We start from the raw sequence: 20390 nt of genomic DNA, 5'->3' as shown, positions 1-20390 counted from the left end.
GAGGCCCCATGGCGTTTTTCAAGAAACTCAAGGACAAGCTGTTCAAATCTTCCTCGCGGCTCGAAGAGGGCCTTGATGCGATTGTCGAGGATGGGGGCGAAGAAGTGGTGGTCGACACCACGCTCGAGCCGGTCGCCGCACCGACGCCCGCGCCCAAGCCGGAGCCTGCCCCGGAACCAGCGCCTGCCCCCGCGCCTGCGCCGAAACCGACACCCCCGCTCGAAGCCACCCCCGAGCCTGCACAGGAACCCGAACTGGAGCCCACTCCGGATCCTGTCCCGGCCCCCGCTGCTGTGCCGGACCCGGCGCCCGCGCCGCAACCGTCCAAGCCCGGTTTCCTGCAGCGCCTGACCGGGCGCAGCGCGCCGAGCGAGGTCAAGCGTGTTCTCGACGATGACATGCTGGAAAGCCTCGAAGAGTTGCTGATCACGTCGGACATGGGCGTGGACACGGCGCTGCGCGTGACCGCGAACATCGCCGAGGGGCGCTTTGGCAAGAAACTCTCGTCGCGCGAGATCAAGGAGTTGCTGGCGGGCGAAGTGGCCCGCATCATGGAACCGGTCGCGCGCCCGCTGCCACTTTACCCGTCCAAACCCCAGGTGGTGCTGGTGGTTGGCGTGAACGGGTCGGGCAAGACCACGACCATCGGCAAGCTGGCCAGCCAGTTCCGCAGCGCGGGCAAGAACGTGGTGATCGCCGCCGGGGACACTTTCCGCGCGGCGGCTGTCGAACAGTTGCAGGTCTGGGGCGAGCGCGCCGGGGTGCCGGTGATGACCGCGCCCGAAGGCTCGGACCCCGCCAGCCTTGCCTTTGACGCCATGACGCGGGCCGAAGCCGAGGGCGCCGACCTTCTGATGATCGACACGGCAGGCCGCTTGCAGAACCGCCAGGACCTCATGGAGGAACTCGCCAAGATCGTGCGGGTAATCCGCAAGAAGGACCCAGAGGCGCCGCACAACACGCTCTTGGTGCTGGATGCGACCACGGGTCAGAACGCGATCAGCCAGGTTGAAACCTTCCAGAAACTGGCCGATGTCTCGGGTCTCGTGATGACCAAGCTCGACGGCACCGCCAAGGGCGGCATCCTTGTATCGCTGGCTGACAAGTTCGGTCTGCCGATCCATGCGATTGGTGTTGGCGAACAGATCGACGACCTTGCGCCGTTCGATCCTGAAGAATTCGCCGCCGCCCTGACCGGGTTGGACAAGTGACGCCTGTGCCGGGGAGGGTGCCGGGTTTTGGTCTGGCGTCCATGCCATGTCCGACTGGCTGATCTCGCTCGAAGGCACCGAAACCGGCCATCAGGTGGCGCTGGCGCTGGCCCTGTTGGCGGCCTTCCTGCACGCCGTCTTTGGCGCGCTGCAAAAGGGGCGGCACGATCCGTGGCTCAGCCGGGGCGCGATCGACTTTTCCTATGGCGCGATGGCGGCGCCTTTCGCGCTTTTCGTGGTGCCATGGCCCGAACCGCATATGTGGCCGATCCTTGCGGGTGCCTTTTTCATCCATGTCGGCTACAAGCTCATGCAGAGCTGGGCCTATACCAAGGGCGCCTTTACCGTCGTCTATCCGGTGGTGCGCGGCACGGGGCCGTTTTTTACCGTGATCGGCGCCTACCTGATCTTTGGCGAAACCTTTACTGGCCTGCAATGGCTGGGGGTGCTGGTGCTGATGGGGGGGATTCTCGGGCTGGCAGGCTATAACATGGTGTTCATGACTTCGGGGCGCGAGACGCTGGGTATGGCGATGGTGCTGGCGGTGATCACCGGGTTGTTCGTGGCGCTTTACACGACCTATGACGCCTATGGCATCCGCGCCACGGCCAACCCGTTCACCTTCCTTGCGTGGTTCTTCTTCATCGACGGATTGTTCTTTCCGGTGCTGGCCTTTCTGCGCTGGCGCTCGATGGTGCACCCACCCGCGCCGGGACCGCTCATGCTGCGCGGGTTCATCGGCGGGTTGATTGCCTTTGCCAGCTTCGGCTCGGTCATGTTGGCCACGCGGCTCGACAAGGTGGGCGAGGCGGCGGTGCTGCGCGAAACCTCGACGGTGTTTGCCGCCCTCATAGGCTGGATTTTCCTGAAAGAAACCGTGGGCCCGCGCCGGGTCGCCTTGATGGCATTGATTGCGCTGGGCGCTGTGATAGTGGAGATGGGAGGCTGAGAGGACGCGCACGCATGGACGACACAACCAACGAAAAGAAAATCAACCCGACCCTGAAATTCGCGCTCGAGATGGGGCCGATCATTGTCTTCTTCGCCGCCTATCTCTGGTTGCGTGAGCGGACTTTCACGATCGGCGACACGGAGTACGAGGGGTTCATCATCGTCACGGCGGGTTTCGTGCCCCTGATGATCGCCTCCAGCCTCGCCCTGTGGCGGCTGACGGGGAAACTCTCCAAGATGCAGGTGGCCACGCTGGTGCTCGTCGTGATCTTCGGCGGCCTGTCGGTCTGGCTCAATGATGACCGCTTCTTCAAGATGAAGCCGACCATGATCTACCTGTTGTTCGGCGGGCTGCTGGGTGTCGGGCTGCTGCGCGGGGAAAGCTACCTCAAATATGTCATGGACGAGATGTTGCCGCTGAAACACGAAGGCTGGATGATCCTCACTCGGCGCCTGACGCTGTTCTTTTTCGTGCTGGCGGTGCTCAACGAGGTGATCTGGCGCACGCAAAGCACCGATACATGGGTCTATTTCAAGACCTTCGGCCTGACTGCGGGGGTGTTCATTTTCTTCCTGACACAAGGCAAGCTGTTTCAGGATTACGCGGTCGAGGAAGAAGACTGACGCGGCTTGCCGCGCCTGATTTTTCTTTTTCCAAAAATACCCCGGGGGTGGCGTTTGAAAATGCGGGCATTTTCAAACCGAGGGGCTGGCCCCCTCCCAGGCTCAGCTTTGCTGAGCCACCGAAAGGCGCAAAAGATCCGTCTGAACCCAGGTGTCGGATTTATCGCCTCGCAGATCGGCATGGAGCGCACGTCCGCGCCGCAGGGCGGGGCGGTCCCAAAGCTCTTTCAACCAGCGCGCCATATGCGGCTTGTCCTCCAACGTCTGCTCCTGTCCTTCCCAAAGCGAGGCCCAGCCCCAGATCGCCATGTCGGCGATGGAATAGAAGTCGCCTGCTACGTAGCGGTGCTCGGCCAGGCGCCGGTCAAGAACCGCGTATAGGCGGGCAACTTCGCCGCGGTAGCGGTCCTTGGCGTAGGCGATGTCCTCAGGCGCGTATTTCAGAAAGTGATGCGCCTGCCCGGCCATCGGTCCGACCCCGCCCATCTGCCACATGAGCCATTCCTCGACCGCGATCCTGTCCCGTTCGGAGGCCCCGTAAAACTGACCGGTCTTGCGCGCCAGGTACATCAGGATCGCGCCGCTTTCGAACACCGAAACCGGCGCGCCGCCGGGGCCGTCTGGATCGACGATGGCAGGCATGCGGTTGTTTGGGGCAATGTTCAGAAAATCGGGGGCGAACTGGTCGCCCTGTCCGATATTGATCAGGTGCGCCTCATAGGGCAGGCCCATTTCCTCAAGGGCGATGGAGACTTTCCATCCGTTCGGGGTGGGCCAGTAATAAAGGTTGATCGGTCCTGTCATGGGCGTGCTCCTGTTGCGAGGGCCATGATGCCGGTTTCGGCCAGAGGGGCAAGGAAAAGCCAAGGCGCCGAGGCGAGGACGTCAGGCGGCAGAGGGTTTGCAGCTGTGCCAGCGGCAGGCGCGCGGGCTCGTGGATCAGACTGCGATAGAAGGGGAACACGCCGGGGCGCAGGTAGGTGGACCAGTGACAGACCATGCGGCGGCGCGGGGCGATGGGAAAACCGAGCGTGGCGAGGTGGTCAAGGGTCTGGCGGTCGTCAAGGCGCAGGGTGAGGGCGTTGGGCGCGTTCAGCCCGCGCCCCAAAAGCCGGTCCCGCCGCCGCAGGAGCCGCGCGAACAGGTAGTCGTAAGGCGCGTTTTCGCGGCTCGAGATATTGAAGAGTTCCGCGCGGCGCCCTGCCGGAGACGCCAGCGCGCGGATGGCGTCGCGCTCAAAGGCCGCCGCGTTCAGCAGGATGACCCGCCCGACCGCCCCGGCGGGGGCGTGGGGCAGGGCGCGAAGCGCAAGGAACCCGCCCATGGAATGCGCGATGAGATGGACCGGGCGGTGCGGTGCGAGGCGGTGCAGGGTGGCGATCAGCGCGGCAAGGGCGCGGCTGGCGCGAAGGGCGGCCTTCAGCGCCTGTTTCAGGCTGCCGCGGGCGGTCCAGCCAAACGCGATGCCGACCCCTTGGCTGTCAAAGCCGAGATGGCGGGGCCAGCTCAGTGCCTTGCGATGGGCCGTGTCCTTAAGCGACAGGATATGATGGTGCGGGCAATGGGCCGGGTCGGCGGGTTGAAACCGGAAACCGTGGATCATGATGGCGATGGGACCGGGTGTGGCAAGTACGCGCCGCAGAGTCGGCTCAAGCCCCTGTCCCGCGCCATGCAGCCTGGGCGTGCGGCCATCGGCATTGATCCGTATGAGTGCCATTGGGCGACTCCCCTACATCTTGTGTGCGGTATTCAGAATGTTTGTGTATCTGGCGTGAAAATCGGGTTTCAGGACCGTGACGGTGTTGACGTGCAACACCTTGGCGCGCTAATCGGTCGGCGTGGCGATTTGTTACCGGATTGCGGGCCACGTAAAACATGCCGCTAAAGAGGTCAGGAAGAAGGAGCCCCCTTTCGCTTGGCCGAAACGGGGCTTTTTTGTTGGGCGTCTGGAACCGCCCGGGAGACATGAAAATGAACGACTGGAACACACGCACGAAGCTGGTCCATGGCGGCACGCGCCGTAGCCAATACAATGAGGTGAGCGAGGCGATCTTTCTGACACAGGGGTTCGTCTACGAGAGTGCCGAACAGGCCGAGGCGCGGTTCATCGAGGCTGGGCCGGACGAGTTCATCTATGCGCGCTATGGCAATCCGACCGTGGCGATGTTCGAAGAGCGGATTGCGCTTCTGGAGGGGGCCGAAGACGCCTTTGCCACCGCCAGTGGCATGGCGGCGGTCAACGGCGCGCTGACCTCGATGCTGAAGGCCGGGGATCACGTGGTGTCGGCCAAAGCGCTGTTCGGCTCCTGTCTATATATCCTCGAAGACATTCTGACCCGCTATGGGGTTGAGGTCACGTTCGTGGACGGCACCGATCTTGACGCATGGCGCGCGGCGGTGCGCCCCGGCACCAAGGCGGTGTTCTTTGAAAGCATGTCCAACCCGACGCTCGAAGTGATCGACGTGGCCGGTGTGGCCGAGATCGCGCATGGCGTGGGCGCCAAGGTGGTGGTGGACAACGTGTTCTCGACCCCGGTTTTCTCGAACGCGATCGCGCAGGGCGCGGATGCAGTGATCTATTCCGCAACCAAGCATATCGACGGCCAGGGGCGCACGCTGGGGGGCGTGATCCTTGGTACGAAGGAGTTCATCCGCAAGACGGTGGAACCTTACATGAAGCATACCGGGGGCAGCATGTCGCCGTTCAACGCGTGGGTGTTGCTCAAGGGGCTCGAGACCATCGATCTGCGGGTGCGCGCACAGGCCGCGAGCGCGCAGGCGATTGCCGAAGCGCTTGAGGGGCATGCGGCGCTGCAGCGTGTGCTTTACCCGGGGCTGAATGCCCATGCGCAGAACGCGCTGGTGCAGACGCAGCTTGGGGGCAAGGGCGGTACGGTGCTGTCGCTGGATATCAAGGGCGGGCAGGCCGCGGCGTTCCGGTTCCTCAATGCGCTGAACGTGGCTGTGATTTCGAACAACCTGGGGGATGCGAAATCGATTGCCACCCATCCCGCGACGACCACGCACCAGCGGCTATCGGACGATCAGAAGGACGAGTTGGGAATCACGCCGGGATTGGTGCGGTTCTCGGTGGGGCTGGAAGACACGGACGATCTGATCGGGGATGTGATGCAGGCTTTGGCGGCGGCGCAGGGATAGGCGCGCCGCCCGCGGCAAAGGGGAAAGGGGGCGCTGCCCCCGCCGCAGCAAGCTGCGACTCCCCCGGGGTATTTCTGGAAAAAGAAAGATCCAGGGAGGCGTTCCTTGTGTGTTTCGCCTGGCTTATCCGGATGGAGGCCAGGGGATCTTGAATGATCCGGGGCGTCGTTTTTGGCGTAGGAGTCTTCGAGGTTGGTAATCTTGCCGGGCTTTGCTTACATTAGTCTGGCGACAGGACGCGAAACGAAAGGCACCCCGCCGATGAACATGCAGACGCCCAAAGGCTCCGACAGCTTGTCCCGTGATGACGCACGCGAGGCGCTTGAGCGCCTGCGGGCCTGGGCGGCACAGGCGACGGTGACGGAAATTGCAGAGCTGGATCCGGCGGTGGCGCGGCTTTTGCCGGATCAGCCGTTGTCGAACTATCCCGACCTGTCGCGGGATTATCCGGAAGATTTCGAGGTGGACGCGGCCTATCGCGCCAGCTTGCCGGATTTGCAAAACGGGCCGAGCAGCCTGATCAAGGGCGAGAAGCAGCAGATTCAGCATGTGGGCATTTCGAATTTCCGCCTGCCCATTCGGTTTCACACGCGCGACAATGGCGATATCACGCTGGAAACCAGCGTTACCGGGACGGTGAGCCTTGAGGCCGACAAGAAGGGCATCAACATGTCCCGGATCATGCGGTCGTTTTACAAGCACGCGGAAAAGACGTTCAGTTTCGAGGTGATGGAAGCGGCGCTGGCCGATTACATCACTGACCTGGAAAGCTTTGATGCGCGGCTTCAGATGCGGTTCAGCTATCCGATGAAGATCGACTCGTTGCGGTCCGGGCTGCAGGGGTACCAGTATTACGACATCGCGCTGGAGAAGGTGCAGATGAACGGGGAACTGCATAAAGTGATGCATCTCGACTATGTCTATTCGTCGACCTGCCCCTGTTCGCTGGAGCTGAGCGAACATGCGCGCATGGCGCGCGGCCAGCTTGCGACGCCGCATTCGCAGCGCTCGGTGGCGCGGATTTCGGTCGAGATCATCGGGGACGACTGCCTGTGGTTCGAAGACCTGATTGACCTTGCGCGGGCGGCGGTGCCGACAGAGACGCAGGTGATGGTCAAGCGGGAGGACGAGCAGGCCTTTGCCGAGCTCAATGCGGCCAACCCGATTTTTGTCGAGGATGCGGCGCGGCTGTTTTGCGAGCAGCTCAAGAACGATCCGCGGATCGGGGATTTCCGGGTGATTGCCAGCCACCAGGAGAGCCTGCACAGTCATGACGCGGTGTCGGTGCTGACCGAGGGGCCGTTCTTTGCAGGACAGAGCCTTGATCCCAAGCTGTTCACAACGTTGTTCCACGTCGGGTAAGACTCGCGTGCGTGCGGCAGGGGGGCAACACCGCCGTTGCCGTATGGCAGGGCGCGGCCCGCGCGGGTGGGATGTTGGTGTAGACTGAACCCGTGGGAGGAAACCGAAGACGTTTCGAACGGAGGTTTCCAATGAACGGCGACGACTGCGAAATTCATGTTTCTTCAAGCCGGATGCTCAGGCGGATGGACCTTTTCCTTGCCGCGCAGGGTATGGGCTTCAACGCAGGAACCGAGCGGCGGCGGCGCTTGCATGACGCTTTTGCGCTGGACGCGCTCAGCGATTGTCAGTTGGCCTATCTGGGGCTGACGCGCGACCAGATTCCGGCCTATGTCTTTGCGGATTTGCTGGGGTGAGGGCGCGCGGGGCGGCTGATCCTGCTTGACAGGGACGGACGGGCAAGCCAACGCTGCGGCCATGTTTGACCTGCGTCCTGTCGGATACGTGATCGGCCTTCTGGTGGCCATGCTGGGTATGACCATGCTGCTGCCGATGGCCGTGGATCTCATGGACGGTGCCGAGCATTGGTCGACGTTTTTCATCAGCGCAGTGGTCACGATTCTGTCCGGTGGGCTGGTGTCCCTGTCCTGTCATAACGGGCGGGGAAGCGGGCTGAGCCTGCAGCAGACCTTTCTTCTGACCACCGGCGTCTGGGTGGCGCTGCCGGTCTTCGGGGCGATGCCTTTCATACTGGGGGCCACCGAGGCCCGGATTGTGGACGCGGTGTTCGAGGCGATGTCGGGGTTGACCACGACCGGGTCGACCGTGTTTTCCGGGCTGGATGATCTGCCACGCGGCATGCTGTTGTGGCGCGGGTTGCTGCAATGGCTGGGCGGGATCGGGATCATTGTGGTCGCGATGGTTTTCCTGCCTGAGCTGCGGGTTGGCGGGATGCAGATCTTCCGGTCGGAGGCCTTTGATACAATGGGGAAAATCCTGCCCCGCGCGACGGCGATCTCGGCGCAGATCTCGGTGATCTATGTCGGCCTGACACTGGCCTGTCTGACGACCTATGTCGTGATGGGCATGCCCGTTTTCGATGCGGTCGTGCATGCGCTGACAACGGTGTCCACCGGCGGGTTTTCAACGCGGGATGCCTCGTTCGGCGCGTTTTCCGGCCCGATGGAATACGCGGCGTCGGTGTTCATGATCCTCGCGGCGTTGCCCTTCGTGCGCTATGTCCAGATGGTCAACGGGCAGTCGCGGCCCCTGTTGCGGGACAGTCAGGTGCATGTATTTCTGATCACGATCGGGGTGCTCGTGCTGTTGTTCACGGTGGTTCTGACCCGGATTTTCCCGCACCACTGGGAACAGTCGTTCCGCGAAGCCCTGTTCAATATCACTTCGATCATTTCTGGAACCGGCTATGCCAGTGTCGACTACATGAACTGGGGCGGTTTCATCATCACGATGTTTTTTTTCATCGGGCTGATTGGTGGTTGCGCGGGATCGACCGCCTGTTCGGTCAAGATTTTCCGCTACCAGCTTCTGTTTTCCGCGATCAAGGTGCAGCTGCGCAAGATACAGCATCCCAGCGGCGTGTTTACTACGCGCTACCAGGGACGGCGGGTGGATGAAGACGTGCTGAGCTCGGTGATGACGTTTTTCGTGTTCTTCACGGTGAGCCTTGGGGTTCTGGCGGTGGCGCTCAGCATGACAGGGCTTGATTTCGTGACGGCGATTTCGGGGGCCGCGACGGCGATTGCGAATATCGGTCCCGGGTTGGGGGATATCATCGGCCCGGCCGGAAATTTCTCGACGCTTAATGACACGGCCAAGTGGCTGTTGATTATCGGAATGCTGATCGGGCGGCTGGAGTTGCTGGCGGTCTACGTATTGTTCACGGTTCAGTTCTGGAGGGCGTGATGGTCGAGGAAGCACGGGCGACGTTGGGGGCGCAGATTTCGCATATGCTCAGGGCGCGCGGCGTGGATGTGATCTTTGGCATTCCCGGCGTGCACAATGTCGAGTTGTATCGAGGCATTGAAGAAGCCGGGATCACGCATGTGCTGGCGCGTCATGAACAGGGCGCGGGGTTCATGGCGGATGGCTATGCGCGGGCCAGTGGCAAGCCGGGGGTGGCCTATGTGATCACTGGGCCGGGCCTGTGCAATATCATGACGCCGATGGGGCAGGCCTTTTCCGACAGCGTGCCGGTGCTGGTGATCTCATCCTGTCTGGACGAGGTGGCGGCGACGCGCGGGCAGCTGCACCAGATGCTTGACCAGAGGGGCGCGGCGGCTTGCGTGTGTGACTGGTCCGAGGAGGCGCGCAGTGCGGAGGCGGCCTATGGGCTGATTGACCGGGCGCTGGTGGAATTCGCGGCGCGCCGCGCGCGGCCCAAGCATATCCAGGTGCCGATTGGGGTGCTCGGAAGCCTGGCCCCGCCTGCGCCGAAAGGGCCGCCGGGCTGGGGCGAGGCGCATGGGGTGCCGGATGCCGGAGACATGCGCGGGATCGTGCAGGATCTGGTTCAAGCGCGCAAACCCTTGTTCATCTTTGGCGGGGGCATGGCGGCGCACGGGATGGGCGGCGCGCGGCTGGTGCGCGATCTTGTGGCGGAAAGTGGCGCGGCGGCGTTCATGACCTATGCCGGGGGTGGTTTGCTGACGCCGGATGATCCGATGAGCTTTGGCTGTTACCTTGGGCGACCGGAAAGTGCGCGGATCATTGGCGAGGCTGATCTGGTGATCGCGATTGGCACGGAACTGTCTGAAAACGATCTGTGGCGGGACGAACTGGGCCATCGCGGGACATTGGTGCGGGTGGATATCGACCCGGAAGTGCTGGCCGACCGGCACCGGGCCGGGATCACGGTGCAGGCGGATGCCTATCTGTTTGTCAAAGCGCTGTTGGACTTGCTGGAGGCGCCGCAGCCCGCCAGGTGGGACGCGGGTGAGATTGCCGCCGCGAAGGTACGGTTCCGCGCCGAGGCGGATGCGGAGCGTCCGGGGATTGTGCCGCTGTGCGCGGCTTTGGCCGAAGTGATGCCGGAAGATGCGATGGTGTTTTCGGACATGACCCAGTTTGCCTATGTCGCCAAGGAGGTCTGGGACATGGCCAGACCGAACATGTGGCACCACCCCACGGGGTTTGGCACGCTGGGCTATGCTTTGCCTGCCGCGATTGGCGGGGCGATGGCGCGGCGGGGACATCCGACGGTCTGTATCGCGGGGGATTACGGGTTCCAATACACAGTGCAGGAGCTTGGTGCGGCGGTGGAGATGAAATTGCCGATCCCGATCCTGCTCTGGGACAATGGCAAGCTCAAGGAGATCGAGGACAGCATGACCGCCAGCCAGATCGCGCCCAATGCGGTTGAAGCGGTGAACCCGGATTTCTGCAAGTTGGCGGAAGCCTATGGGTGTTTGTCCGAAGCGCCGCAGGATGTGGCGGCGTTGCAGGAGGCGGTGCTGGCGGCGTTTGCGGCGGATCGTCCGACGCTTATTCGCATGACGCCGGAGCTGGCGAGGGGGTAGGGGGCGTTGCCCCCATCGCGGCAGAGCCGCGATTCCCCCAGAGTATTTCTGGCAAAATGAAGAAGGGCGCCCGGTGTGAGGGGCGCCCTTTTGTGTCCTTTGCAGAAGCGGGTCAGTCCGTCCAGCAGCTCACGAGGACGGTCATGCCGGAGGCCAGCCGGGTGATGTCCTCGGGGGCCATGGCGCCGGAGACGTCGCTGGTGGTGGCGCGGATGCCTTCCTGTTCCAGCAGGGCGCGGATGGCATCGGCGTTGACCGCGAAGCTCACATTGTCGGGGAGCTGTTGTGCGCTGCCGGATGCGCGCGGCAGGAGCATGCCGAAGACCGCGCCGCCCGCGTCGAGCACGGGGCCGCCGGCATCGCCGGGTTGGGCCGCCAGCGCGAGGCGGGCGAGTTCCTGTTCGCCAGCGAGGCCCTTGATATCGGCCAGTTGGCCGAAGGTCATGGTGGGCGCGCCGAGCATACCTTCGTAGGAATAGCCCGAAACCGCCACGTCCGATTTCAGCAACGGCACGCCGAGGCGCAGGCTGGCCACGCTCATCGGGGCCAGCGCGCTTTGCGGTTCGAGAATCGCGACGCCGAGGGTGGAATCGATCGTCGCCACGGTGGCCTCGTAATCCTCTTCCAGCGTGATCCGGGTACAGTTTTGCACCGCCTCGGCGGTGGTGACGACGCGGCCGGTCGGGTCAATGAAGAACCCCGAGCGCGACAGGCGGGGTTTGCGGATCTGCAGGCCAGCGATCAGGTCGATATCCTGCGTCGGATTGCTGCCCGCCGCGGGATCGAGAACGCCGTCGATGCGCGCGAGGCTGTCCTGCATTTCGGTCAGGATGCGGGTGCGGCGCTCTTCGTCTCCGGCGGGCCAGACCAGGGTGAAGCCCTTGATCTCGCCATCCTTGAGCACGACCTCGGTATGCGAGACGATGTCGGCGCCTTCCCCGATCAGCAGGAAGCCGCGGTCCTTGCGGTCGCGCTTGCCGTTGAGGGGCACGATTTCCAGCGTCTGCATGATGTCATAAAGGCCAAAGAGCGTGGTCTGGTCGCCCGCCTGGCTGATCAACAGGACCTTGGCCGGGATGTCGCTAGTGGCGTCATATTGCACGAACGGGTATTCGGTGGTCGCCTTGGCAACGACACCCAGCGGCAGCATGATTTCGATCCCGGCGTCAAAGTCGCTGACCAGTTGCAGGTTCATGCCCTTGAGCACGGCGTTGTACTGATCCAGCAGCATCTGGCGTTGCATGGTGGTCAGAACGCCGGTTTCCTCGAAATTGTTGGCGCGTTGCCATGCGGCCATGGAGGCGCGGGTGCCACGTCCGAAGGCGCCGTCGATGGCGGAGGTGTAAAAGCCGGCCCATTGCAGCAGTTCCTGCAGTTCCTTGCGCTCATCGCGGGTGAGGCGGGCTTCGCTGGCGCGGGCTTCGCGCGGGGTTTCATCGGCGGCTTGCGGTTCGGGAGGGGCGACGCTTGTGACGGTGTCGCTTGTGGCATCAGGCGCGGCGGCGGCTGTCTGGCTGCCAAGCTGGTTGGTGCCCACCGGCCAGAACTGGCTGCGGTAACTGCCCGCGGTGGAAATGTAGCTGTCGATAGGGATCAGGCCCTCGGAGCGGTAGACCTGCAGCACGGATTCCGCATCGCGGCGCTGATAGGGGCCAAGCGCGATGGCGTACCAGCCGCCGCCAAGGGAAAATCCGTTAACGTCCTGCATCCGTTCGCCATAGGCGCGGATGCGTTCCTCGGCGACGGTCAGGCTGGGTTGGGCCTCGAGCTGGACCCAGACAAGTTCGTCATCGGCGGATTGGGAGAAAGCAGCGGTGGTGAAGAAGAAAGCGGAGAGAAACAGCGACAGTAGTACGCGCAACATCTTTGGAAAGGCCCCTGAAATGCAAATAGGTGTCTTGGTTGCACCTGTTTAGCAGGTTCACGCCGTCTTGCATCCCCATTTTGAGGCTTCGTGCAATTGACCCCGTCTTTGCATCCGCATAAGCAAGAGCCGCGTTTCCAAGGGGCAGAGCCATGGCATCAAAAGACAGCAAACCGCGCAGTTTCCAGGAGATCATCCTGCGGCTTCAGGCATACTGGGCCGGGAAGGGCTGTGCCGTCATGCAACCTTATGACATGGAAGTCGGTGCCGGGACGTTCCACCCGGCCACGACCCTGCGGTCGCTGGGCAGCAAACCCTGGGCCGCGGCCTATGTGCAGCCGTCGCGCCGTCCGACGGACGGGCGCTATGGCGAGAACCCGAACCGGTTGCAGCATTATTACCAGTACCAGGTGCTGATCAAACCCAGCCCGCCGGATCTTCAGGCGCTGTATCTCGGCTCGCTCGAAGCGATCGGGATCGACATGGAGCTGCATGACATCCGCTTTGTCGAGGATGACTGGGAAAGCCCGACGCTGGGCGCGTGGGGGCTTGGCTGGGAAGTTTGGTGTGACGGTATGGAAGTCAGCCAGTTCACCTATTTCCAACAGGTCGGCGGGCATGACTGTCACCCGGTTTCGGGCGAGCTGACCTATGGGCTTGAGCGGCTGGCGATGTATGTTCTGGGTGTGGATCACGTGATGGACATGCCGTTCAACGCACCGGACGCGCCGATTGCGCTGTCTTATGGGGACGTGTTCAAGCAGACAGAGCAGGAATACAGCCGCTGGAACTTTGACGTGGCCAATACCGAGGTGCTTTTGAAGCAGTTCGAGGAGGCCGAGGCAGAGTGCGAAAAGATTCTGGCGCAGGAGCATGTCGACCCGAAAACCGGCAAGCGCATCATCATGGCGCATCCGGCATACGATCAGTGCATCAAGGCGTCCCACTTGTTCAACCTTCTGGACGCGCGCGGGGTGATCTCGGTCACCGAGCGGCAAGCCTATATCGGGCGGGTGCGGGCGCTGGCCAAGCAATGCGCCGATGCCTTTGTGCTGACCGAGGCCGGGGGGCACGCGGCGTGAACGGAAAACTGCTGGCGGGGTTTATTGTCGTGGTCGCTTTCATTTCTGGCATCGCCATGTATTACCTGCAGGTCTATGCCTATTACGATGCCGTTCCGGCGTCGGGCACGGATGACGTGCAATTGACCGTGATGGCCAGCGGTCAGCCCGAGCCGATTCTCTATGAAAACTTCGAGGCAATCGACTCGGAGAGTTCCCCGATCCGGTATCGGGCCTGTTTCACGACGACGATGAGTTCCGGCCTGTTGACCGAGACCTATGAAGCCTATGAGCGCCCAGAGCCGCTTGTGGCGCCGGGCTGGTTTGACTGTTTTGATGCCAAGGAAATCGGTTATGCCCTGGAAGAAGGCGAGGCGCTGGCGTTTCTGGGCACTGAGAACGTGGTTTACGGCGTGGATCGCGTGATCGCGATCCTGCCCGACGGGCGCGGTTTCGCGTGGCATCAGATCAACCGCTGCGGCGAGGTCGTATTTGACGGCAAGCCCGCGCCCGAGGGCTGTCCGCCCGCGCCGGAGAGCTGATGGGTGGCTGAGCCGGTCATCATAAACGACTTTCTGACCGCGACCTTCGGGTTCGCGGTCTTTCTGCTGGGGGCTCGGCTGACCCGCAAGGTAGCGTTCCTGCGCGAGTTCAATATTCCTGAACCGGTGTCGGGCGGGTTGCTCGCCGCAGGTCTGTTTGCGCTTTACATGCAGGTAAGCGGGCAGGATCTTGAGTTCTCGATGCAGGGGCGCGACCTGTTCCTGATCCTGTTTTTCACCTCGATCGGGTTGAATGCACGTCTTGGCGATCTCGTCGCCGGGGGCAAGCCGCTGGCGATCCTGCTGGTGCTGACGGTGCTGATGATCGTGGCACAGAACGGGATCGGTGTTGTCGGGGCGCTTTACTTTGACCTGCCGGTGCCGGCAGGGGTGATGCTGGGATCGGCGGCGCTGATCGGGGGGCATGGCACGGCCATTGCATGGGCGCCCGAGGTGGTGCGCGCGACCGGGTTGACCGATATGCCCGAGATCGGGATCGCGATGGCGACGCTCGGGTTGATCGTGGCGGCGCTGATCGGGGGACCGATTGCCAAGCTGCTGATTGCCCGTTTCGACCTGACCCCGCGCCGTCCCGACGAGGAGACAACCGTGGGCCTGCCTTTTGACAAGGAAGGCCATGTGCGGCCCATCACCCATATCAGCCTGATGCGAGTGATGCTGGCGCTGAACATTGCGATCATCCTTGGCCATGCGCTGGGCGAGGTGATCGAGGCCGCCGGGCTGATGTTGCCGACCTTTGTGCCTTGCCTGATCATGGGGATTGTTGTGGGCAACGTGTCCCCCGTGCTGTTTCCGAAGATGGCGCCGATTTCGCGGACGCCGTCGCTGGCGGTGATTTCGGATTTTGCGCTGGGGGCGTTTCTTGCCATTTCGCTGATGACGCTGGATTTCGCGACCCTGCGCGGCGTTGGTTGGAGCATTGCGTTGGTATTGGCCTGCCAGACGGTCATGACGTTCCTGTTCGTCCGCTACTTCCTGTTTCCGGTTCTGGGGCGCGGGTATCGCGCCGCCGTGCTGGCCGCCGGGTTCGCCGGGTTTTCGCTCGGGGCCACCCCCACCGCCATCGCCAATATGACCGCCGTGACCAAGCGCTACGGGCCGTCGCCCATCGCCTTTGTGGTTTTGCCGCTTGTCTCGGCTTTTTTCGTGGATATCGCCAATGCGATTGTCATACAGACAATCGTGAACTTCTAAGGACCTGTCATGCCTGATCTGCTGATCGAACTGTTTTCCGAGGAAATCCCCGCGCGCATGCAGGCGCGGGCTGCTGAAGACCTGAAGAAACGTGTGACGGATGGTCTGGTCGAGGCGGGGCTAACCTATGCCGGGGCGCATGGGTTTTCGACGCCGCGCCGCCTGACGCTGGTGCTTGAGGGATTGCTGGCCGAGAGCCCGACCGTCAAGGAAGAGCGCAAGGGCCCGAAGGTGGGCGCGCCGGAAAAGGCGATCGAAGGCTTCCTGCGCGGTGCGGGCGTGGCGCGTGAAGACCTTGAAGAGCGCGAGACCCCCAAGGGCGCGGTCTATTTCGCCACCATCACCAAGCCGGGTCGTCCGGCGGCAGAGATCGTGGCCGAGGTTCTGGAAGACACGATCCGCAATTTCCCCTGGCCCAAGTCGATGCGCTGGGGCGCGGGCAGCCTGCGCTGGGTGCGTCCGCTGCATTCGATCCTGTGCATTCTCAGCGACGAGGCAGGGGCCGAGGTGGTGCCGCTGGAGATCGACGGGATCAAGGCAGGCGACACGACCGAAGGCCACCGATTCATGGGCGCAGGGCGGTTTGCCGTGACGGGGTTCGAGGATTACGAGGCCAAGCTCAAGCGCGACAAGGTGATCCTGAGTGCCGAGGAGCGGGGCGAGCATATCTGGCACGAGGCGACCAACATGGCCTTTGCCCAAGGTCTGGAAGTGGTCGAGGACAAGGGGCTTCTGGCCGAGGTTGCGGGGCTGGTGGAGTGGCCCGTGGTGCTGATGGGTGATATCGCCGAGGATTTCCTTGGGCTGCCTGCCGAGGTGTTGCAGACCTCGATGAAAGAGCACCAGAAGTTTTTCTCTGTGAAGAACCCCAAGACGGGCCGGATCGAGAAGTTCATTACCGTGGCCAACCGAGAAACGGCGGACCATGGCGCGACTATTCTGGCTGGCAACCAGAAGGTGCTGTTTGCACGGCTGTCGGATGCGAAATTCTTCTGGGAGAACGATCTGCGCATTGCCAAGCTGGACATGACGGTCTGGAGCAATGACCTCAAGAACGTCACCTTCCACAACAAGCTTGGCACACAGGCCGCGCGGATCGACCGGATTGCGGCGCTTGCGGGTGAGCTGGCGGTAGTGACCGGTGCGGATGCGGGGCGTGCGAAGGATGCGGCGCATCTGGCCAAGGCCGATCTGAGTTCGCAGATGGTCTATGAATTCCCCGAGTTGCAGGGTCTGATGGGGCGTTATTACATCGAGGCCGCGGGTATGCCCGCAGAGGTGGCCGCGGTGGCGCAGGAACATTATTCGCCGCTGGGACCGTCTGATGATGTGCCCACCGCGCCGCTGTCTGTGACTGTTGCGTTGGCGGACAAGCTCGACACGCTGACCGGGTTCTGGGCGATTGATGAAAAGCCGACCGGATCGAAAGACCCGTTTGCCCTGCGTCGCGCGGCGCTGGGGGTGATCCGGTTGGTGCTGGAAAACGAGCTGCGCCTGTCGCTGGATCGGTATTTCGACGGCCAGTTGCTACGTCATGAGATTGCACAGAACGGGGATGACGTGGTGTCGCGTGGGCTGATGACGGACATGATGGCGGAAGTGGCAGATCATGGCGTCTTTGGTGCTGCGGTGCGCACCGTGCTGGATGCGTTTGATGGCGACCTGCCCGAGCATATGGAAGAGTTGAAGAGCCGTCTGCCGGACACGTCGCGCGATTTGCTGGGGTTCTTCCATGATCGCCTGAAAGTCTACCTGCGCGATCAGGGCATTCGCCATGACGTGATCGACGCCTGTATCGCGATGCCGGGCAATGATGACCTGACGCTGCTGGTGAGGCGCGCGCGGGCGTTGCAGGACTTCATGAGCACTGAAGATGGCGAGAACCTGTTGCAGGGGTTCAAGCGAGCCAACAACATCCTGAGCCAGGCCGAGGAAAAGGACGGGGTGGAATATTCCTTTGGGGCGGATGTGAAGTTTGCCGAGGATGAGAGCGAAAAGGCGCTGTTCGCGGCGCTTGACGGTGCGGAGCGCGCGATCTCTTCGGCCATCGAGGCCGAAGATTTCGCATCGGCCATGGGGACCATGGCCTCTCTGCGCGCCCCGATTGATGCGTTCTTTGAAGCGGTGCAGGTGAACAGTGATAACGAAACCGTGCGGCGCAACCGTCTGAACCTGTTGTCGCGTATTCGCACGATTTGCCTTGGGGCCGCCGACCTGACCCGCGTCGAGGGGTGATCACCTGACGCAGTCGGGCAAGGCAAGCTTTCGCTTGCCTCGTTTCAGTTGGCGCGTATGCTGCGGTTTCAAAGAAAGGTGCCGCAGTGCAGCAAAACGACCCCGATATCACCCTGATCACGCAGGATGCGCCTGTGAGCGTCGCCAATCATGGCGGGCGGGCAAAATGCCTGCAGCGCCTCGTGCGGCTGGACCTGCCTGTGCCGGTGACGGTGGCGCTGAGTTTTGACGAGGTACATCGGATTGCGACCGGCGAAACGCCGGAGGTGGCCCGTATCCTTGCGCCTTTTGCCTCGGAACAATTGCTGTGTGTGCGCCCGTCTTCGGAAGATCCCGACTGGGGAGGGCCGGGGGCGGTGTTGAACATCGGCATGAACGACGCCCGCCTTGAGGCGCTGGGCAAGCGGATTGGCGAAAAGGCGGCGGCGCGGCTTTATGTGAAGTTCATCCAGTCCTATTCGACCCATGTCGCGCGGCTTGATCCGGATATCTTTGACGACCTCGACATGAACGCCCCCAACGTGGTGGCACAGTTCCTTGAGGCCTATGAGGACGAGGCTGAGGAGCCGTTTCCGCAGGAACGCGGGCAGCAGCTTGTGGGCGTGTTGCGGTCAATGGCGCGGGCCTGGGAAGGCACAACCGCGCGCCTGTTGCGCATGGCCAAGGGCGCGCCGGCGGATGCGGGGCTTGGGCTGGTGGTGCAGTCGATGGTGCTGGGTGTCGGGCAGGGCGAATGCGGATCGGGCGTGTTGCAGCTGGTCAACGGCGACTCGGGCCTGCCGCAGATCACCGGGCGCTACCTGAGCCAGAGCCAGGGGCGGGATGCATTACAGACCGGGGCAGAGGCGCTGTACCTTGAAAGGGATGCGCGCGGGGCGTCGTTGGAGGAAGAGGCCCCTGAAGCATTTGAACAGCTCAAGACCCATGCGGCAGTGATGCGCATAAAGCTGCGCGAAGAGATGCAGTGCGAGTTCGCGATTGACAGCGGAGAGGTGCATATTCTTGACGGCGTGCGTGTGCAGCGCACGGCGCGCGCGGCGGTGCGGATCGCGGTGTCGCTGGCCAATGACGGGATCATCCCGCGTGAGGAGGCGGTGATGCGCATCGAGCCACGCGCCCTTAATGAGCTTTTGCACCGCCAGATTGACCCCAATACCAAGCGCGACGTGGTCGGCGCGGGCGTGGCGGCCAGCCCCGGCGCAGCCTCGGGAAAGATCGTCTTTACCGCCGCCGAAGCACAGGCCAGCGCGGCGCGCGGCGAAGCCTGTGTGCTGGTGCGCCGGGAAACCAACCCGGAAGACATTCGCGGCATGCATGCGGCCAGTGCCGCGTTGACGGAACGGGGCGGGATCACCAGCCACGCGGCCGTGATCGCGCGCGGGCTTGGTCTGCCTTGCGTGGTGGGCGCGTCACAGATGCGGTTCCAGACCCGCAAGCGGCGGCTGGTGGCGCCGGATGGACGGGTGTTCCGCGAAGGCGACGTGATCACGGTGGACGGCACCAACGGCCAGATCCTTGCCGGAGAGGCGCCGATGGTCGAGGCGGCGTTGGATGATGCGTTCCAATCGTTGATGAACTGGGCCGATGACGTGCGCGACATTGACGTGCGCGCCAATGCCGACACGCCGGACGATGCGCGCACGGCGCTGAATTTCAAGGCACAGGGGATCGGTCTGTGCCGGACCGAGCACATGTTCTTTGAGGCGGACCGGCTGACTGCCATCCGCGAGATGATCTTTGCCGACGGTTCGGAGGATCGCCGCGCCGCGCTGCAGCAGATTTTGCCGTTGCAGCGTAACTCGATTGCCGAACTGTTCCGCATCATGGAGGGGCGTCCGGTCTGTGTGCGCCTGTTCGATCCGCCCTTGCACGAGTTCCTGCCGACCGACCGCGCCGGGCTGCGCGATCTGGCCGAGGCGCTGAACCTGCCATTGTCGGACGTGACGCGGCGGGTGGAAGCGCTGGGCGAGTACAACCCGATGCTGGGGATGCGGGGCGTGCGGCTTGGGATCACGGTGCCGGAAATCTATGACATGCAGGCGCGCGCCATTTTCGAGGCGATGCTGATGGTGACGGAAGACGGCGCGCCGATCATGCCCGAGATCATGATCCCGCTGGTGTCGGCCAAGCGTGAGGTGGAGCTGGTCAAGACCCGCATCGACGCGGTGGCCGCTGCTGTGCGTACCGAGAAGGGGCGTGATTTTGACTATCGGTTGGGCGTGATGGTGGAAACACCGCGCGCCGCGCTCCGGGCAGAGGATATCGCGCCGCATTGCGACTTTTTCAGCTTCGGCACCAACGACCTCACACAGATGACCTATGGCCTGTCGCGCGATGATGCGGGGCGATTCATGTCGCCCTATGTGCAGCAGGGTGTCTTCCCGGAAGACCCGTTCCATACGCTGGATCGCGAAGGGGTGGGTGAGCTGCTTCGGCTGGGGGCAGAACGGGGGCGCAAGGCGCGGCCCGAGTTGACGCTGTCGGTGTGCGGCGAACACGGGGGCAGCCCCGAATCAATCGCCTTCTGTCGCGAGATCGGAATGAACTATGTGTCCTGTTCGCCGTTCCGCGTACCGGTTGCGCGTTTGGCCGCAGCACAGTTCGCGATTCAGGACAAAATCTCATAAAATAAGACTTTTTTGAGGCTTTTGCTTGACATCGGCGTGTCTTGTCGCAAGCGCCGAAAG

16 protein-coding genes and 1 riboswitch are annotated in these 20390 nt (G+C 62.9%); of the genes, 13 read left to right on the top strand and 3 right to left on the bottom strand.

Annotated elements, in window-relative coordinates:
• Window positions 1–8: 8 nt before the first annotated feature.
• From ftsY to BMZ35_RS04210, 3 genes are read left to right on the top strand one after another with little or no spacing between them, the layout of a single operon-like run.
• A complete protein-coding gene (ftsY, locus tag BMZ35_RS04220) occupies window positions 9–1211 on the top strand; it encodes a signal recognition particle-docking protein FtsY (protein ID WP_093091172.1) in 1203 nt (400 codons plus the stop codon).
• A 46-nt stretch (window positions 1212–1257) separates the two neighbouring features.
• The gene (locus BMZ35_RS04215) at window positions 1258–2160 is read left to right on the top strand and encodes an EamA family transporter (protein ID WP_093091170.1); all 903 of its coding nucleotides are present in this window, start codon (window positions 1258–1260) and stop codon (window positions 2158–2160) included.
• A 14-nt stretch (window positions 2161–2174) separates the two neighbouring features.
• A complete protein-coding gene (locus tag BMZ35_RS04210; protein ID WP_093091168.1) occupies window positions 2175–2786 on the top strand; it encodes an inner membrane-spanning protein YciB in 612 nt (203 codons plus the stop codon).
• A gap of 102 nt (window positions 2787–2888) precedes the next feature.
• On the opposite strand, the gene BMZ35_RS04205 is transcribed toward BMZ35_RS04210, so the two are convergent.
• Both BMZ35_RS04205 and BMZ35_RS04200 read right to left on the bottom strand, forming a co-directional pair.
• Complete coding sequence (locus BMZ35_RS04205) at window positions 2889–3590, bottom strand: glutathione S-transferase N-terminal domain-containing protein (RefSeq protein ID WP_093091166.1); 702 nt, start codon at window positions 3588–3590, stop codon at window positions 2889–2891.
• On the bottom strand, window positions 3523–4503 hold the full coding sequence (locus tag BMZ35_RS04200) for an alpha/beta fold hydrolase (RefSeq protein WP_093091164.1): 981 nt from the start codon (window positions 4501–4503) through the stop codon (window positions 3523–3525). The genes BMZ35_RS04205 and BMZ35_RS04200 overlap by 68 nt, the downstream gene beginning before the upstream one ends.
• Before the next feature lie 111 nt (window positions 4504–4614).
• Window positions 4615–4692: riboswitch (SAM riboswitch) on the top strand.
• A 65-nt stretch (window positions 4693–4757) separates the two neighbouring features.
• Between BMZ35_RS04200 and metZ the strand changes: the two genes are divergently transcribed.
• The 5 genes from metZ to BMZ35_RS04175 all read left to right on the top strand — a co-directional run bounded on the left by metZ (window position 4758) and on the right by BMZ35_RS04175 (window position 10786).
• Window positions 4758–5945: an O-succinylhomoserine sulfhydrylase gene (gene metZ / locus BMZ35_RS04195; protein ID WP_093091162.1), complete on the top strand. Its 1188-nt coding sequence runs from the start codon at window positions 4758–4760 to the stop codon at window positions 5943–5945.
• A gap of 261 nt (window positions 5946–6206) precedes the next feature.
• On the top strand, window positions 6207–7307 hold the full coding sequence (gene folE2, locus BMZ35_RS04190; protein WP_093091160.1) for a GTP cyclohydrolase FolE2: 1101 nt from the start codon (window positions 6207–6209) through the stop codon (window positions 7305–7307).
• Between the two features lie 131 nt (window positions 7308–7438).
• The gene (locus BMZ35_RS04185) at window positions 7439–7663 is read left to right on the top strand and encodes a hypothetical protein (RefSeq protein WP_093091158.1); all 225 of its coding nucleotides are present in this window, start codon (window positions 7439–7441) and stop codon (window positions 7661–7663) included.
• Between the two features lie 61 nt (window positions 7664–7724).
• Complete coding sequence (locus tag BMZ35_RS04180; RefSeq protein WP_093091156.1) at window positions 7725–9173, top strand: TrkH family potassium uptake protein; 1449 nt, start codon at window positions 7725–7727, stop codon at window positions 9171–9173.
• Window positions 9173–10786: a 5-guanidino-2-oxopentanoate decarboxylase gene (locus tag BMZ35_RS04175; protein WP_093091154.1), complete on the top strand. Its 1614-nt coding sequence runs from the start codon at window positions 9173–9175 to the stop codon at window positions 10784–10786. Before BMZ35_RS04180 ends, BMZ35_RS04175 begins: the two co-directional genes overlap by 1 nt.
• A 112-nt stretch (window positions 10787–10898) precedes the next feature.
• On the opposite strand, the gene BMZ35_RS04170 is transcribed toward BMZ35_RS04175, so the two are convergent.
• Complete coding sequence (locus tag BMZ35_RS04170; RefSeq protein WP_093091152.1) at window positions 10899–12650, bottom strand: serine protease; 1752 nt, start codon at window positions 12648–12650, stop codon at window positions 10899–10901.
• Window positions 12651–12802: 152 nt separating this feature from the next.
• Between BMZ35_RS04170 and BMZ35_RS04165 the strand changes: the two genes are divergently transcribed.
• From BMZ35_RS04165 to ppdK, 5 genes are all read left to right on the top strand, one after another.
• Window positions 12803–13732 carry a glycine--tRNA ligase subunit alpha gene (locus BMZ35_RS04165; RefSeq protein WP_093091150.1) on the top strand — a complete coding sequence of 310 codons (930 nt, stop codon included), beginning with the start codon at window positions 12803–12805 and terminating at the stop codon, window positions 13730–13732.
• Window positions 13729–14253, top strand: a complete 525-nt coding sequence (locus tag BMZ35_RS04160) for a DUF6446 family protein (RefSeq protein WP_423227744.1) — start codon at window positions 13729–13731, stop codon at window positions 14251–14253. The genes BMZ35_RS04165 and BMZ35_RS04160 overlap by 4 nt, the downstream gene beginning before the upstream one ends.
• Before the next feature lie 3 nt (window positions 14254–14256).
• Window positions 14257–15468, top strand: a complete 1212-nt coding sequence (gene gltS, locus BMZ35_RS04155; protein ID WP_093091146.1) for a sodium/glutamate symporter — start codon at window positions 14257–14259, stop codon at window positions 15466–15468.
• A gap of 9 nt (window positions 15469–15477) precedes the next feature.
• Window positions 15478–17703, top strand: coding sequence for a glycine--tRNA ligase subunit beta (gene glyS / locus BMZ35_RS04150; RefSeq protein ID WP_093091144.1), 2226 nt, complete (start codon window positions 15478–15480; stop codon window positions 17701–17703).
• An 86-nt stretch (window positions 17704–17789) separates the two neighbouring features.
• Window positions 17790–20330 (top strand): pyruvate, phosphate dikinase, encoded by a 2541-nt coding sequence (gene ppdK / locus BMZ35_RS04145; protein ID WP_093091142.1) that lies wholly within the window; start codon window positions 17790–17792, stop codon window positions 20328–20330.
• Window positions 20331–20390 lie beyond the last annotated feature (60 nt).

This window comes from Shimia aestuarii (assembly GCF_900114635.1).
GTDB classification, from domain to species: domain Bacteria; phylum Pseudomonadota; class Alphaproteobacteria; order Rhodobacterales; family Rhodobacteraceae; genus Shimia; species Shimia aestuarii.
Note: the sequence above shows the minus strand (reverse complement) of the source record. Positions and strands in the feature narration are given on the sequence as shown.